The sequence below is a fragment of the Formosa sp. L2A11 genome (assembly GCF_009796865.1).
In the GTDB taxonomy this organism is placed as follows: Bacteria; Bacteroidota; Bacteroidia; order Flavobacteriales; family Flavobacteriaceae; genus Formosa.
On record NZ_CP047028.1, the window covers coordinates 2104211 to 2121330 of the forward strand.

At 31.8% G+C, this 17120-nt stretch carries 14 protein-coding genes; 9 read left to right on the forward strand and 5 right to left on the reverse strand.

Features of this window, described 5'->3' with window-relative positions; genetic code table 11:
- Window positions 1-25 precede the first annotated feature (25 nt).
- The 4 genes from GQR95_RS09175 (at window position 26) to GQR95_RS09190 (ending at window position 6325) form a co-directional block, all read left to right on the forward strand.
- Window positions 26-2584, forward strand: coding sequence for an adenosylcobalamin-dependent ribonucleoside-diphosphate reductase (locus GQR95_RS09175; protein ID WP_159022893.1), 2559 nt, complete (start codon window positions 26-28; stop codon window positions 2582-2584).
- 961 nt (window positions 2585-3545) lie between these two features.
- Window positions 3546-4622 carry a peptide chain release factor 1 gene (prfA, locus tag GQR95_RS09180; protein ID WP_159022894.1) on the forward strand — a complete coding sequence of 359 codons (1077 nt, stop codon included), beginning with the start codon at window positions 3546-3548 and terminating at the stop codon, window positions 4620-4622.
- An 82-nt stretch (window positions 4623-4704) separates the two neighbouring features.
- Window positions 4705-5520, forward strand: coding sequence for an orotidine-5'-phosphate decarboxylase (pyrF, locus tag GQR95_RS09185; protein ID WP_159022895.1), 816 nt, complete (start codon window positions 4705-4707; stop codon window positions 5518-5520).
- Window positions 5521-5530: 10 nt separating this feature from the next.
- Window positions 5531-6325: an ABC transporter substrate-binding protein gene (locus GQR95_RS09190; protein ID WP_159022896.1), complete on the forward strand. Its 795-nt coding sequence runs from the start codon at window positions 5531-5533 to the stop codon at window positions 6323-6325.
- Here GQR95_RS09190 and GQR95_RS09195 read toward each other — a convergent pair.
- The 4 genes from GQR95_RS09195 to purU all read right to left on the reverse strand — a co-directional run bounded on the left by GQR95_RS09195 (window position 6294) and on the right by purU (window position 8760).
- Entirely contained in the window at window positions 6294-6518 is a 225-nt protein-coding gene (locus GQR95_RS09195; RefSeq protein WP_159022897.1) for a Lacal_2735 family protein, read from the reverse strand. The two genes, GQR95_RS09190 and GQR95_RS09195, sit on opposite strands and share 32 nt — an antisense overlap.
- Before the next feature lie 79 nt (window positions 6519-6597).
- Window positions 6598-6798, reverse strand: a complete 201-nt coding sequence (locus GQR95_RS09200) for a Lacal_2735 family protein (protein WP_159022898.1) — start codon at window positions 6796-6798, stop codon at window positions 6598-6600.
- 230 nt (window positions 6799-7028) lie between these two features.
- Window positions 7029-7805 (reverse strand): DUF4197 domain-containing protein, encoded by a 777-nt coding sequence (locus GQR95_RS09205; RefSeq protein ID WP_370514459.1) that lies wholly within the window; start codon window positions 7803-7805, stop codon window positions 7029-7031.
- A 100-nt stretch (window positions 7806-7905) separates the two neighbouring features.
- Entirely contained in the window at window positions 7906-8760 is an 855-nt protein-coding gene (purU, locus tag GQR95_RS09210) for a formyltetrahydrofolate deformylase (protein WP_159022899.1), read from the reverse strand.
- 146 nt (window positions 8761-8906) lie between these two features.
- On the opposite strand from purU, the gene GQR95_RS09215 reads away from it, so the two are divergent.
- Entirely contained in the window at window positions 8907-12332 is a 3426-nt protein-coding gene (locus GQR95_RS09215; protein WP_159022900.1) for a methylmalonyl-CoA mutase family protein, read from the forward strand.
- A gap of 58 nt (window positions 12333-12390) precedes the next feature.
- Here the strand turns inward: GQR95_RS09215 and GQR95_RS09220 are convergent, their stop codons facing one another.
- Entirely contained in the window at window positions 12391-13116 is a 726-nt protein-coding gene (locus GQR95_RS09220; protein WP_159022901.1) for a hypothetical protein, read from the reverse strand.
- A gap of 130 nt (window positions 13117-13246) precedes the next feature.
- On the opposite strand from GQR95_RS09220, the gene GQR95_RS09225 reads away from it, so the two are divergent.
- From GQR95_RS09225 to GQR95_RS09240, 4 genes are all read left to right on the forward strand, one after another.
- On the forward strand, window positions 13247-13858 hold the full coding sequence (locus GQR95_RS09225) for a DEAD/DEAH box helicase (protein WP_159022902.1): 612 nt from the start codon (window positions 13247-13249) through the stop codon (window positions 13856-13858).
- 132 nt (window positions 13859-13990) lie between these two features.
- Window positions 13991-15283: a DUF445 domain-containing protein gene (locus tag GQR95_RS09230; RefSeq protein WP_159022903.1), complete on the forward strand. Its 1293-nt coding sequence runs from the start codon at window positions 13991-13993 to the stop codon at window positions 15281-15283.
- A 32-nt stretch (window positions 15284-15315) separates the two neighbouring features.
- The gene (locus GQR95_RS09235) at window positions 15316-15783 is read left to right on the forward strand and encodes an OsmC family protein (protein ID WP_159022904.1); all 468 of its coding nucleotides are present in this window, start codon (window positions 15316-15318) and stop codon (window positions 15781-15783) included.
- A gap of 92 nt (window positions 15784-15875) precedes the next feature.
- Window positions 15876-17033: an MFS transporter gene (locus tag GQR95_RS09240; RefSeq protein ID WP_159022905.1), complete on the forward strand. Its 1158-nt coding sequence runs from the start codon at window positions 15876-15878 to the stop codon at window positions 17031-17033.
- Window positions 17034-17120 lie beyond the last annotated feature (87 nt).

Consider the following 17120-nt stretch of genomic DNA (forward strand, 5'->3'; position numbering starts at 1 on the left):
AGTAACCACTTAATTAATTAAGACAATGAATGTAGATTCTTTACCTATCCCTCAAAAAAACTATACTCAAGACGAAGCTTTCGAGGCTTCATTAAAATATTTTAAAGGAGACGATTTAGCCGCTAGAGTTTGGTTAAATAAATATGCTCTTAAAGATTCTGACGGAAATATTTACGAGTTAACTCCGAATGACATGCACCATAGAATAGCAAAAGAAATTGCTAGAATAGAAGTGCGTTATCCTAATCCGTTGTCTGAAGATGAAATCTTCGATTTAATAAAAGATTTTAAATATATCGTTCCTCAAGGAAGCCCAATGGCTGGAATTGGTAATCCATTTCAAATTGCATCACTTTCAAATTGTTTTGTAATTGGTAATAGTGGGGATTCTGACTCTTACGGAGGAATCATGAAAATAGATCAAGAACAGGTTCAATTAATGAAACGTCGTGGAGGTGTAGGCCACGATTTATCTCATATTCGTCCTAAAGGTTCGCCTGTAAAAAATTCGGCATTAACCTCTACAGGTATTGTCCCTTTTATGGAGCGTTATTCAAATTCTACTAGAGAAGTTGCTCAAGATGGTAGGCGTGGTGCTTTAATGTTGTCGGTTTCTGTAAATCATCCAGATTCAGAAGATTTTATCGATGCTAAATTAGAGCAAGGTAAAGTTACAGGAGCAAATGTTTCTGTACGTATTGACGATGAGTTCATGAAAGCAGTTAAATCTAATTCAGATTACACTCAGAAATATCCAATTTTTAGTAAAGAGCCTAAATTTACCAGAACAATTCAAGCAAATGGTATTTGGAAAAAAATTGTGCATAATGCATGGAAATCTGCAGAACCCGGAATTTTATTTTGGGATACTATAATAAATGAATCTGTACCAGATTGTTATTCAGAATTTGGTTACAAAACAGTATCTACAAACCCTTGTGGTGAAATTCCATTATGTCCTTACGATTCTTGTCGTTTATTAGCAATAAATTTATTTTCTTATGTAGATCAGCCTTTTACAAAAGAAGCTGCTTTTAATTTTGAAAAATTCAGCAAACATATTGCGGTAGCACAACGCATTATGGATGATATTATTGATTTAGAGTTGGAAAAAATTGATGGTATTTTAGCTAAAATTGCAGCAGATCCAGAATTAGATGTTGTAAAGGCTACAGAGAGAAACCTTTGGGAAAATATTAAAAATAAAGCAGAAGAAGGAAGAAGAACCGGTATTGGTATAACTGCAGAAGGCGATATGCTTGCTGCTTTAGGGATTCAATATGGTAGTGAAGAAGGAAATGCTTTTTCTGTTGAAGTTCATAAAAAATTAGCTATTGAAGCCTATAGAGCTTCTGTATATACCGCAAAAGATCGTGGTGCATTTGGAGTTTATAATTCTGAATTAGAAAAAAATAATCCATTTATTCTTCGTCTAAAAGAAGCAGATAGTAAATTGTATTACGATATGTTAGAATACGGACGTCGTAATATCGCTTTATTAACTATTGCACCTACGGGAACTACTAGTTTAATGACGCAAACAAGTTCTGGAATAGAGCCGGTATTTATGCCTGTTTATAAACGTAGACGTAAAGTTAATCCAAACGATAAAAATGTACGCATAGATTTTGTAGATGAGGTTGGAGATTCTTGGGAAGAATATGTTGTATTTCACCATCGTTTTAAACAATGGATGGAAGTGAATGGTTTCGATTTATCTACTAATTATTCTCAAGAAGAGATAGACCAATTAATTGCAAAATCACCTTATTATAAAGCAACCTCTAACGATGTAGATTGGTTAAGTAAAGTGTCCATGCAAGGCGCTGTACAGAAATGGGTAGATCATTCAATTAGTGTAACAATTAATTTACCTAACGATGTGTCTGAAGATTTAGTAGGGCAATTGTATTTAAAAGCATGGGAAGTTGGATGTAAAGGTGTTACCGTTTATCGTGACGGTTCGCGTTCTGGAGTCTTAATTTCTAACGACGAAAAGAAAGAAGAAGACACAACTACAGATGTGTTAACGATGTTCCCTAAAAAACGACCTCAAATTCTAGAAGCAGATGTTGTGCGTTTTCAGAATAATAGAGAAAAATGGATTGCTTTTATTGGTAAAATAGATGGTAAGCCTTATGAAATATTTACAGGTTTAACAGATGATGAAGACGGAATTTTAATTCCGCGTTGGGTTAACGAAGGTTTAATTATAAAAAACAGAGAAGAAGACGGAAGCAGACGTTACGATTTTCAATACCATAATAAAAGAGGAAATAAAACAACTATAGAAGGATTGTCTTATAAGTTTAATCCTGAATTTTGGAATTACGCTAAGCTAATTTCTGGAACACTTCGTCACGGTATGCCAATTGATAAGATTGTAGATTTAATTAATAGTTTACAATTAGATAGTGAATCTATAAATACTTGGAAAAACGGAGTGGTTAGAGCTTTAAAACGTTTTGTTACAGATGGTACACATGCTAAAGGTCAAACGTGTAGTAATTGTAATTCAGAAAATTTAATTTATCAAGAAGGCTGTTTAACATGTAAAGATTGCGGATCTTCTAAATGCGGATAATATATATACTATAACATTAAGTTTAAAAAAAAGAGGCGAAGATTTATCTTCGCCTCTTTTTTGTCTTTTCTAAAATAAAACAACACTAAAGCGCTGAAATAAAAACAGTTTTGTTAAATTAGTTGGCCCAAATAAAAAAAATGTTTTCGAGGAAAATCAGTATTATAGCCTTGGCTGGTATTATGATCTTAATAAATATATTTTTTATTAAGTATTTTTCGGTAGATTACATTAGGGCATTAAGACCCTTTACAACGTTGTCCTTTTGTTTGTTATTTGTACTATTTAAAGGCTATAAGCATGTAAAACTGGCAATAGCATTTATGCTGTTCTTTATTTCAGATCTATTTATAATTAAATACGATATACTTTTATTTAATAACCTAACTTCAGTAGTTCGATCTCTAGGTTATTTTTTTATAGGCTTACATTTACTGCCTAAGTTTAAGGTTGAAATAGAAAGTAAGAAAACCTTAATCGCTTACCTTATAGTTATCTTCTTTTGTGCAATAATGTTTTACGAGCTTATCGATATTATGTCTTTAACTTCTAAGGATCTGATACATAGGTATTTATATTTCTTTTATACTTTAATATTATTGGTTTTACTTATTCTAGTAGGGAACTATAATTTTAGGTATAATTCTATACAATCTACATCCTGTATGTATTTTACGTTTTCCTTTGTTGTCTCAGATTTGTTTGGATTTATTACCTATTACCTTGGTATGAATGCTTTCTGTTATCCTACACGGATTTTTTATATTTTAGGTTTGGCTGTTTTAACAGCCTATTCAGTACTTCCTTTTCATCGAGAAGTTTTATATGAAGAAGATGCTCTAGAAAATTATTAATTCAATTCCCCTCTTTACAAATTTTATAGCATTAAATTATGTATATAATATTTGATATGGAGTATTCATAATTTATCGTATTTTTGCACCACAATTTAATAAGGTAGATGTTAGACAAGTTACAAATAGTAAAACAGCGTTTCGATGAGGTGAGTGATTTAATCATTCAACCAGATATTATTACAGATCAAAAACGTTATGTGCAATTAAACAAAGAATACAAAGATCTTAAAGCACTTGTAGATAAGCGTGAAGAGTATATAGAACTTACTGAAAATATTAAAGAAGCTGATGAAATTATTGCAGATGGAAGTGATGCCGAAATGGTAGATATGGCCAAAATGCAATTAGATGAAGCTAAAACACGTATCCCTGAATTAGAAGAGGAAATTAAAGTAATGCTTATTCCTAAAGATCCAGAAGATGCTAAGAATGCTGTAGTTGAATTACGAGCAGGAACAGGAGGAGATGAAGCAAGTATTTTTGCTGGAGATTTGTTTAGAATGTATTCTAAATATTGTGAAGGTAGAGGATGGAAAGTAGATACTGTAGATTATAGTGAGGGAACAAACGGAGGATTTAAAGAGATTCAGTTTGAAGTTTCAGGAGAAGATGTTTACGGAACCTTAAAGTTTGAAGCAGGAGTACACCGTGTACAACGTGTGCCACAAACAGAAACTCAAGGCCGTGTACATACTAGTGCAGCAACAGTAATGGTGTTTCCGGAAGCTGAAGAATTTGATGTGCAAATTAATCCAAAAGAAGTGAGAATAGATTTTTTCTGTTCATCAGGACCAGGAGGGCAATCTGTAAATACAACGTATTCTGCAGTGCGTTTAACACACATACCTACAGGATTAGTTGCTCAATGTCAAGATCAGAAATCGCAACATAAGAATAAGGAAAAAGCATTTAAAGTATTACGTTCTCGTTTATACGAAATGGAATTGGCGAAAAAGAATGCTGCCGACGCTGAAAAACGTGGTTCTATGGTAACTTCTGGAGATAGAAGTGCTAAAATTAGAACATACAATTATTCTCAAGGTCGTGTAACCGATCATAGAATAGGATTAACACTTTACGATTTGTCTAATATTGTAAATGGTGATATTCAGAAAATAATAGATGAGTTACAATTAGCAGAAAATACTGAAAAGTTAAAAGCTAATGACGATGTCATTTAAAAAATAATTAGCCTCGTAAAGAGGCTTTTTTTTTATTGAAAAATTTTAGAGTTAAGTATTAAATCTACAAAATTAAATTACAGTGACTAGCGAGCAACTAATAGATCAGATTAAAATAAAAAAATCATTTTTAGCCATAGGTTTAGATGTCGATTTAAATAAAATTCCAAAACATTTATTAGAAACGGAAGATCCTATTTTCGAATTTAATAAAGCAATTATAGATGCCACCCATCATTTATGTGTAGCATATAAACCAAACACTGCTTTTTACGAAGCTTACGGTTTAAAAGGTTGGAAGGCTTTAGAAAAGACGATTAATTATTTAAACGAAAAACATCCTGAAATTTTTACAATAGCAGATGCTAAACGTGGAGATATAGGAAATACAAGTGCCATGTATGCCAAAGCGTTTTTTGAAGATTTAGCATTCGATAGTGTAACTGTTGCTCCTTATATGGGAAAAGATTCTGTAGAACCTTTTTTAGCTTTTAAAGACAAACACACAATACTTTTAGCACTAACGTCTAATCAAGGTGCTTTCGATTTTCAAACAAAGCTAATCGATGGAAAGGAAGTGTATAAACAGGTATTAGAAACATCTAAAGGTTGGACCAATTCAGAAAACTTAATGTATGTTGTTGGTGCAACTAAAGCTGAATACTTAACAGATATTAGAAAGATTATTCCAAATAGTTTTTTATTAGTCCCTGGTGTTGGAGCTCAAGGCGGAAGTTTGCAAGAGGTTTGTAAATATGGTATGACAGATAATATTGGTTTATTAATTAATTCTTCGCGTGGTATTATTTATGCTTCTAATGGTTTAGATTTTGCAGAAGCTGCTGCTAAAAATGCAAAAGCACTTCAACAAGAAATGGAAGTTATTCTAAACGCTTAATAATTTAATTGTGTTAGTTTTTAAAGATCAACTTCATAGAATAATTCAATTACCTGCTGTGCCAAAACGTATTGTATCGTTGGTGCCTAGCCAAACAGAATTGTTATGCGATTTAGGTTTAGAAGATGCTATTGTAGGTATTACTAAATTTTGTGTGCATCCTAATCATTTATTAACTTCCAAAATTAGTGTTGGAGGTACAAAACAAGTCAACTACGATAAAATTAAAGCATTACAACCCGATATTATTTTATGTAATAAGGAGGAGAATGCAAAAGATATGATGCAAGAGCTGGAAGGTATTGCTCCTGTTCATATTTCAGATATTTCTACTTTAGATGATAGTCTAGAGTTAATTAAAATGTATGGAGATATATTTGTTACTATAGATACATCTGAAAGCATAATTAAAAGCATAAAAAAAAGTAAGACTGAATTTGAAGATTTTATAGCTTTAAAATCTTTAAAAACTGTGGCTTACTTTATATGGAAATCACCATGGATGGTTGCTGCTAACCATACATTCATTAATCACATGTTAACACTAAATAAATTAGAAAACGTGTTTTCTGCTTCAGAGCGTTATCCTGAAATTAATGTAAATACAATTGAAGTTATTCCAGAACTGGTTTTCTTGTCTAGCGAACCTTATCCATTTAAAGAAGATCATATAAAGGAAGTACAAACATATTTCCCTAACTCAAAAATAATTTTGGTCGATGGTGAAATGTTCTCTTGGTATGGATCTAGATTAATAAAGGCTTTCGACTATTTTAAAGACCTGAATGGATTACTTTATTGTTAGCTTCTACACGAATCATTTCTTTTCTTAATTTAAAAGCTTCAAAATATAAATAATCACTTAAACTAGAATCTGTTTGCATAACATTATATGCTTCTTCTATAAATGACTTATAAAGATTTTGTAATTCTTCTATTTTTAAAAATTTCTTGATGTTTGGTTTTACATTTCCTACTTTACTAAATTGATTTTTCATGATATTCGATGTTTTTCTTAGTATAAAGGAAATATCATGCCAAGTATCATTTAGGAATAGTTAATAAAATGATAATATTTTATTGTATTGGTAAATTAGATTCACCTCTTTGAAGATACTGTAAACGATTTAATTTGTTTAGTAGCTTTATCGCTTGGAATTCGGATATATCACTCATTTCAGAGTCTGTTTGTCTAAAATTATACGCTTGTTCAACAAGTTGTTTATAGCGTTTAACGAGCTTTTGTTGGTTTTTTTTTATGGTTTCATATCTGTTCATCTTATTGAGTATTAGTATCTTAAATATACATTAAAAAATATGAAACTAGAAATTGCACGATCATAAATTTTTCAAAAAAAAAAGCAACTCTAAAAAGAGTTGCTTTCTGTTGTTAACAAATTAACTAAACTTAAGGGATATGAATATATCTAACAGATACATTCAAATGTCTAAAAAATAGAGAGACACCTAGTTATTTCAACGTTAATTGTAAATTATATTAATAGTATTTAATCTTGTAATTCAAAAACAGATTGTAAAAGATCTGTAGATCTTGCTGCTGTTGAATTTCTAATTTCTTTTTCTTCTACTGCAATCATAGTATAGACTCCTTCTAAAGCTTCATTAGTTACATAATCTGTTAAATCTGGATTTACCTGAGTTACAAATGGCATGCTATTGTATTTAGAGATTAATGTACTCCAAATTTTATCTGCACCAACTTTACTAAATGATTCATTAATTACAGGATTAAATTTATCGTAAAGTGCTGTTTCTGTTTTAGAAGTTAAATAAGATGTTGCAGCATTATCTTCTCCTAAAAGAATAGTTTTAGCATCATCAAAAGTGATATCTTTTACAGCATCTACAAAAATTGGAGTTGCTTCCTTCACAGCATCTTCTGCTGCACGATTTAAGGCTATAATTCCTTCATCGGCTAAATCTCCTAATCCCACACTTCTTAATGCAGTATCTACTTTTTGTAATTCGCTTGGCATTACAATTTTCACTAAGTCGTTTTTATAAAAACCATCTGTTTGAGTCAGTTTTTCAACTTGTTCTTCTATTCCTAAATTTAAAGCTTCTCTTAATCCAGAAGCAATATCTGTGTCTGAAATAAGACTTGATAGTACAGAAGAATTAGATGAGGTTGAAGAAGCATCTGAATCCGTAGTGCTACTACTATTGGTTACTTTGCTTTTTAAAGAATTTGCAAGTTCTCCAAATGTTTGGGCCGATGTATTTAAAGTTAATAATAGACATCCGGCAATAATAATATTTTTCAAATTTTTATGTTTTAATAATTTAGTTACAAAATTATATCTATAATTCCAAAAAAAGGCATAAATTTTAATCTATTTCTTGAAATTTAACATCATTCTCTTTTTAATAAAAGATAAGTGTCTTATTATTAAAGACCATTACTTTTCTGTTTATATGGTGTTTAATAGCTGTTGCCAATACAATTTTTTCTAAATCGCGGCCTTTAGCAATTAAATCTTCTATGGCTTGTGTATGAGAAACGCGAGCAACATCTTGTTCTATAATTGGACCAGCATCTAAGTCTTCTGTAACATAATGACTTGTTGCTCCTATAATTTTAACACCACGCTTATATGCAGAATGGTATGGTTTTGCCCCAGCAAATGCAGGTAAGAACGAATGATGAATATTAATTATTTTATTGGTGTAAACGCTTATTAATTTCGGAGAAATAATTTGCATGTATCGTGCAAGTACTATAAAATCTATATTGTGTTTCTTTAATAACTCTAACTGTTTTGCTTCTGCCTCAGGTTTTGTGTCTTTAGTAACAGGAACATGATAAAACGGAATATCAAAACTATCTGCAATAGGTTTTAAATCTAAGTGATTACTTAAAATAAAAGGAATCTCAGCATTTAATTCTCCAGATTTATAACGTCCTAAAATATCGTATAAACAATGATCGTATTTAGATACAAAAATGGCCATTTTTGGTTTGACTTCAGAAGTGTAAATTCTCCATTTCATTCCAAATTGTTTTACCAAAGTATCTTTAAAGGTATCTTTTAAATGATCCAAATCTAGAGTGTCTGAATCGAATTGACTTTCCAAACGCATAAAAAAGATATCCTGGACATGATCTACGTGTTGATCAATATATATAATGTTTCCGCCATGTTGGGCGATAAAGTTCGATACAGCTGCTATAATCCCAGATTGGTCGTGGCAGTGCATTAAAAGCGTAATTTTGTTCATTTAAGTAAGTTTCTAAAAGTGGGTAAAAATACTGAGAAATATGTAGGTAGACACAATTTGAAATCATTTTAGATAAATTAACTTAAATCTTAGTTTTTTTTGAATATTCCGTAAATTGCGTTTCAATTAAATAGTTTTTATTGATAATGAAGCAAATAGATCCATACAAACCAACATATAAAGTCCGTATAGTAACAGCAGCATCCCTTTTCGATGGACACGATGCTTCTATAAATATTATGCGTCGAATTATTCAATCTACTGGTGTAGAGGTAATTCACCTCGGGCACGATCGTAGTGTAGAAGAGGTTGTAAATACTGCCATTCAAGAAGATGCAAATGCCATTTGTTTAACATCTTATCAGGGAGGGCATAACGAGTATTTTAAATACATGTTCGATTTACTGAAAGAAAAAGGTGCAGACCATATTAAGATCTTTGGTGGCGGAGGTGGTGTAATTTTACCTTCAGAAATTAAAGAACTGATGGATTACGGTATTACCCGAATTTATTCTCCAGACGATGGTCGTGAACTTGGTTTACAAGGGATGATTAACGATTTGGTTAAACAATCTGATTTTGCGGTTGGTGATGTATTAGATGTTGATGTTGAAAAATTAGTAGATAAAAATCCTAAAGACTTAGCGCGTATTATTTCTTCGGCAGAAAACTTTCCTGAAGTTGCAGAAGCTACACTTGCAACCATTCATATAAAAAATAAGACGTCTAAAACTCATGTTCTTGGAATTACTGGAACTGGTGGAGCAGGAAAATCGTCTTTAGTAGATGAGTTGGTACGTCGTTTTTTAGTCGATTTTCCAGAGAAAACAATCGGATTAATTTCTGTAGATCCTTCTAAACGTAAAACTGGTGGCGCACTTTTAGGAGATCGTATTCGTATGAATGCTATTAATAATTCTCGTGTATATATGCGTAGTTTGGCTACACGTCAATCTAATTTGGCTTTATCTAAACATGTTAATGAAGCGGTTCAAGTTTTAAAAGCAGCCGAATACGATTTAATTATTCTAGAAACCTCTGGAATTGGACAATCAGATACCGAAATTATAGAACATAGCGATTTGTCTTTATATGTAATGACACCAGAATTTGGAGCAGCAACTCAGTTAGAAAAAATTGATATGTTAGATTTTGCTGATTTGGTAGCGATCAATAAATTCGATAAACGTGGTGCTTTAGATGCGATTCGCGATGTAAAAAAACAATACATGCGTAACCATAATATGTGGCACGCAGATCCAGAAACCATGCCTGTTTTTGGAACAATTGCTTCTCAGTTTAACGATCCAGGAATGAATACGCTTTATAAAGCGATTATGGATGGTTTGGTAGAAAAGAAAGATTCTCTTTTAAAATCTAATTTTGCTATTTCTAAAGAAATGAGTGAAAAGATTTATGTTATTCCACCAGCAAGAACGCGTTACTTATCAGAAATTGCAGAAAATAATCGTCATTACGATAAAACGGCAGATGATCAAGTATTAGTGGCTCAGAAATTATATGGTATTTTTAAAACGATAGAATCTATTACTAATGTAGAAGTTGAAATTTCTAAAATAGGATTAGATCTAGATGAAATTCTAAAATTAGTTCAACAAGACGATATTTCATTTATTAAATTACTTGTCGCTCAATTTGAAAAAGTAAAACTAAATCTTGATCCTTATAATTGGGAAGTTATTTTAAATTGGAAAGAAAAAGTTAGTAAATACAAAAATCCTATCTATTCATTTAAAGTAAGAGATAAGGAAATAAAAATTGAAACACATACAGAGTCGCTTTCGCATTTACAAATTCCAAAAGTTGCTTTACCAAAATATCAAGCTTGGGGAGATATTTTACGTTGGTGTTTACAAGAAAATGTACCAGGAGAATTTCCGTATACTTCAGGATTATATCCGTTTAAACGTACTGGCGAAGATCCGGCAAGAATGTTTGCAGGAGAAGGCGGACCAGAACGTACAAATAGACGTTTTCATTATGTAAGTGCCGGTTTACCAGCAAAACGTTTATCTACAGCTTTCGATAGTGTAACATTATATGGTAACGATCCCGATTTACGTCCAGATATTTATGGTAAAATAGGTAATGCAGGCGTTAGTATTTGTTGTTTAGACGATGCTAAAAAATTGTATTCTGGTTTTAATTTAGCCGATGTAATGACGTCTGTAAGTATGACAATTAATGGTCCTGCTCCAATGTTGCTTGGTTTTTTTATGAATGCAGCTATAGATCAGCAATGTGAGCTATATATTAAGGACAACGAATTAGAGGATGAAGTTGAAGCAAAAATGGACTCTATTTATAAAGAAAAAGGAGTAGAACGTCCGATATATAATGGTGCACTTCCTGAAGGGAATAATGGTTTAGGATTATTTTTATTGGGAGTAACGGGAGATCAAGTTCTTCCAGAAGATGTTTATTTAGATATAAAAACGAAAACCATTGCTCAAGTAAGAGGAACGGTTCAAGCAGATATTTTAAAAGAAGATCAGGCACAAAATACGTGTATTTTTTCTACAGAATTTGCATTGCGCTTAATGGGAGATGTACAGGAGTATTTTATAGATAATAATGTACGTAATTTTTATTCGGTATCTATTTCTGGATATCATATTGCAGAAGCAGGCGCAAATCCAATTACACAATTGGCATTAACCCTGTCTAACGGATTTACTTATGTAGAGTATTATTTAAGTCGTGGGATGGATATTAATAAATTTGGTCCTAATTTATCGTTCTTCTTCTCGAATGGTGTCGATCCAGAATATTCTGTAATTGGTCGTGTTGCTCGTAAAATTTGGGCAAAAGCGTTGAAATTAAAATACGGTGCAAATTCTAGAGCACAAATGCTAAAATATCACATTCAAACGTCTGGACGTAGTTTGCATGCTCAGGAAATAGATTTTAACGATATTCGTACCAGTCTTCAAGCACTTTATGCGATTTACGATAATTGCAATTCGTTACACACCAATGCTTACGACGAGGCAATTACGACTCCGACTGAAGAATCTGTACGTCGTGCAATGGCAATTCAGTTAATTATAAATAAAGAATTAGGATTAGCTAAGAATGAAAATCCAATACAAGGTTCTTTTATTATTGAAGAATTAACCGATTTAGTTGAAGAAGCTGTGTTACTAGAATTTGATAGAATTACAGAACGTGGCGGTGTGTTAGGCGCTATGGAAACCATGTATCAGCGTAGTAAAATACAAGAAGAAAGTTTGTATTATGAAACTTTGAAACATAACGGTGCTTTCCCAATTATTGGAGTAAATACGTTTTTAAGTTCTAAAGGTTCTCCAACGGTTATTCCTAAAGAAGTCATTCGTGCGACTGAAGAGGAAAAACAATTCCAAATTAAAACGCTAGAGAATCTTCATAAAGGAAACGATACTGCAGATTTATTAAAAGACCTTCAGCATAAAGCCATTCATAACCAGAATATTTTTGAAGCTTTAATGAATGTTTGTAAAGTGTGTTCTTTAGGAGAAATTACAGAAGCACTATTTGAAGTTGGCGGACAATATCGCAGAAACATGTAAAACAATATTAATTATAAATTAAAAAATCCCGAGCAATACGCTTGGGATTTTTTGTTTATCATTTTGTGCGGGTACGTTTTTTTAGTTTTTCAATCTTGTCCTTATAATATAGTATAAGTTCGTCTACAAAATGTAACGGGTTTTTGTAAGTCGATATAATATTATAAAGTTCAGATGCTTTTAATGAAGCTAGCTCTTTTTCTAATTGTTTTAATGTGATTTTTAAAGCTTCCGTTTTATTAATTGAAGGTTGTGTTGTGGTTTTTGTATTCAACTTTAAATCTAAACTGTTAGAAAATATTTGAGCATGAAAGATTTGCAATGCTTCTAAATCTTCGTTTTTGTAGATATTAATAAGCTGAGTTGTAATTTCTGTGGCAGATTCTTGTTCGTCTGGTGTTAAACTAAATTTATCTGGATGAACATGTAACATGGCTTCTCTATAAAGTTTTTTCTTTAGTAGTTTTGTTTCAGAATCTAAATTAGAATATTCAGATGTTTCCTGCTTTGTAGGTTGTAAGCCTGTAGGTGTTTTATAGTTTTTCCCGCGTTGTTTTTGGGCTAAACGTTTATCTTTTTTTACCCGTTTTTGTTGTTTGTAAAGTGTGTTTAATTCTTGTACTTCAATAATATAATCGGTAAGGTGTAATCTTAAAACATCTTCAAAAGCATCTATTTGATTCGTGATGCTTTCTAGTTCTTGTTTTATAGCTTCAATAGAAATTTGAAGTTGTAATTGTCCATCGTCTGGAGGTAAAATATTAGGAAATGTCTCATCATTCATAAGGCAAAAATAGAAGGTTACTTCAGAATAAAAAAGTAAAATGATTTTGTTTCGTATTGAAAATGGTCTTCAAATTAGGAACGAGACACTATAAGCACGTTCTTTGCAACTTCAAAATAATCTGAAATTTATGTCTTTTAAAAAAATACTTCCTGTTCTTAAAGAAACTATAGATCATTTAGGATTTGAAACTACAACACCTTTACAGAAAAAAGTGCTTTCTACAATAAAAAGTGGCGCAAATGTATTTGGTACAGGTCCTGATGGTAGCGGAAAAAGTACAGCGATAATATTAAGCGTTATTCAGAAATTAAAAGGTGAAGCTTTTGGCGATGGGCCACGAGCAATTGTTTTGGTAAAAGATAAAGCAGAAGTTTTAGCGTTAAAAGAACAGTTTGATGTGTTTACAAAACGAACAGATTTACGTGTATATTGTATTTACGATGAGTATAAAATAGATGCACAACGCGAAGATATATATATAGGTACAGATATTTTAATATCGACGGTTAAGCGTTTAAATAAATTATATTTTCTAAATAGTATTCATTTAGCCGATGTGCAATTAATTTGTATTGATGATGCCGAGTTTTTAATTCGTCAAAACACATATAACGATGTGTTGCGTTTGTCTGAAAGTGTAGATAAATGTCAATATGCTGTATTTGCAGATAAATTTGATTCACGATTAGAGCGCTTCGAAAATTCTTTCATGTTTAATGCGTATAGATTTAAGGTTTAAACGTTCATTAATTCTTCAAATTATATTCTAATTACCAATGTTTTTGGCGGTGCTTTTCAGCATGTTTTTAATTGGATAAAGCTATCGATTCTCAATTTTTTTTATAACCTTGTCTTGTAATTTAAAGTTGTCATGAAAAAAAACAAATTAGGAAATCGTTCTCTAGCTATTGCTGTTATTTGCATGGCTGGATGTCTGACTCTAAAATACTTTAAGGTATACGAAGGCGATTGGTTAGAAATTTTACTAGCAGGTTTTGAAGCCGCCGTTGTTGGTGGTGTAGCAGATTGGTTTGCTGTTCGTGCTTTATTTCAAGAAATTCCTATTCCCGTAGTTAAGAAACACACAAATATTATTGTTAAAAGCCGTGAAAAATTATCTGCAGGAATAGTAGATTTGGTGAACAACGAATGGTTGTCTAAAGACATGATTCGTGATAAAATTATGGCTGTTTCTTTAGCAAAACCTATAGTAGATTATTTGTTAGAAGGCGATAATCAGGAATCTATTCGTAAAACCTTAAAACCAGAATTAGAGGCTTTAGTTTTAAAATTAGATCATGACAGCGTGGTTCTTACTTTAGAAGGCATTATTCGTCCGGCAGTAAAAAATAACAATTTAGCAGTTCCGTTAGGTAATTTATTAAAGCAAACGGTGAGTCAGAAAGATCATTACGGTATGCTTCATGTGTTTTTAGAGGTGCTGAAAGATAAAATTTCAGCAGATTCTACTTTAGAATTTTTAGTTGCTGAAGTAAAAACACTTGTAAATAAACAAAAAGAAGGTTCGCAATTAAAAGGATGGTTAGTTGGTGCAGGTCAAGTTTTAGGTGCTATAAAACCACAACGCATTGCTGAAGGCATTCAGGAACAACTTATTCAGCTTATAGAAGATATTAAAAAAGATCCCGAACAACATAAAATTATTATCGCTTTAGATAAGCAGTTATATGAATACGGAGAACGTTTAGCTTCTGGAGATGAAAAAGCGCAAGCCGATGTGAACCAGTTTGGAGAACATTTCTTAGAACGTTTATTAGATTCTGGAATCGTGAAACAAAGTTTAACGCGATTAAAAGTAATGATTAAAGAATCTTTGTTTGAAAACGAAAATGAGTATACCTTATTAATACGAGATAAAGTGAATACCATGTTGCAATCTTTTCATGATGATGCTTCAAAAATAAACCAAACAGATGCATGGTTAAAATCTACATTACTTCAGCTTATAGAAACACATCATCATAAAATAGGTGAATTGGTTGGCGAGAGTTTACAAAAACTATCGAATGTAGAATTGGTAAAACAAATTGAAAGTAAAGTAGGGGAGGATCTTCAATATATTAGATTAAACGGCGCTATTGTTGGTGGTATTGTCGGGATGATTATCATGACACTTAAAATATTTGTATTAAACATACATTAGTATTTGTCTTAATTACTAAAATTTAAAAATCTATGTCTACCTCATTTCAATTTCATATTAATAATTCGTGGTCTTTAGAAGAGGCTACTTCAACAAAAAAAGAAGGCGGTTCTTTAAAAACACATCAAGTATTTTTAGAAGACGGAAAACGGTTAGACGTTTCTGCAGCAAAACCTTTTAAAGGAGATGCTTCAAAATATAATCCAGAAGAATTATTAATGGCAGCATTATCGTCTTGTCATTTTATGTCTTATTTATATGTATGCGAGCAAGCGGGAATTTCAATTTTAGAATATTCAGATTCCGTAGAAGGATTTTTAATGCTAAATAACGATGGAAGTGGTGCTTTTACTAAAGTCACGCTTAATCCAAAAGTAAAAATAGAAAGCGAATCGCAAAAACAACTTGCAGAAGATCTTCATAAAAAAGCAGGTGCTTTATGTTTTATAGCTAATTCTTGTGCGTTTACTATTGAGTATAAACCGAAGATTGAAGTTTAAAACACAGAATTTCAATTATAATTAAACTCTTCAATATTTCATAAATAAGTATTGAAAGATATTGCTTAATTTGGCTGTATATTTCTTTTTAGATGAATAAACTTACCAATACCGTTTTATATTTAATGAGCCTTGCTGCCGGATTGGTAGTGGCTAACTTATATTACAACCAGCCATTATTAGGGCAAATTGCATTAGATTTCGGAGTCTCAGAATCTGAAGTCAGTTACGTCGCATTAAGTACACAGTTAGGTTATGCCTTTGGGTTACTTTTTATTATTCCTCTGGGAGATAAGGTGTCTAATCATAGAATATTACAGATCGATTTTGTTTTAATGATTATATCATTATTAGCAGCGGCTACAGCAAATTCTATAATTTTACTTATAGTTAGTAGTTTCTTTATTGGGTTTACATCTGCCTTGCCACAGCTTTTTGTTCCTATGGCTGCTCAGTTAAGTGACGACAACCAACGCGGACGATCCATAGGAATAGTTATGAGTGGTTTACTAATTGGTATTTTAGGAAGTCGTGTTATAAGTGGTTTTATAGGCGAACAGTATGGTTGGAGAACGATGTATTATATCGCGACTGTGCTAATGGCTATCCTTTTTGTAGTTTTAAAATTTAAGCTACCTAAATTATATCCTCATTTTTCAGGAACCTATGGCAGTTTATTAAAATCGGTGTATTATTATTTTAAAACAGAACCAACATTGCGTTTGGCTGCTCTAAGAGGAGCATTATCCTTTGGGTGTTTAAGTGCTTTTTGGACAACCTTAGTCTTTTTAATGGAAGATAATTTTGGTTACGGAAGTACGGTGACCGGATTATTTGGTTTATTAGGAATAGGAGGGGCTTTGGGAGCAACAGTTGTTGGAAAGCTAAATGATAAATTACCTAAAAGTAAAATTATTATATTTTCTACTTTATTATTAATAGTATCATGGCTGGTTTTCTTAGTCTCGGCAAATTCACTTTTCGGAATAATAGTAGGTGTTGTTTTAGTCGATTTAGGAATGCAGTCTCTACACATAACAAATCAGAATATTATCTTTTCTAAAAATCCAGAAGCACGTAATAGGGTAAATACAGTTTATATGGTGTCTTTCTTTATGGGAGGTGCTTTCGGTACTACTTTAGGTGCGCTTGCTTGGGAACATTATAAATGGATAGGTGTTTCTGTATTAGGATTAGTATTGTCGTCTGCTATTTTGGTGGTACATTTTATGTTTAAAAATAGAGAGTAAGATTTAATCAATATTAATCTTATTAAATTTTATAAAAAAAGCGTGAACTCTAAGAATCCACGCTTTTTTGTTTTATTTAGATACCTT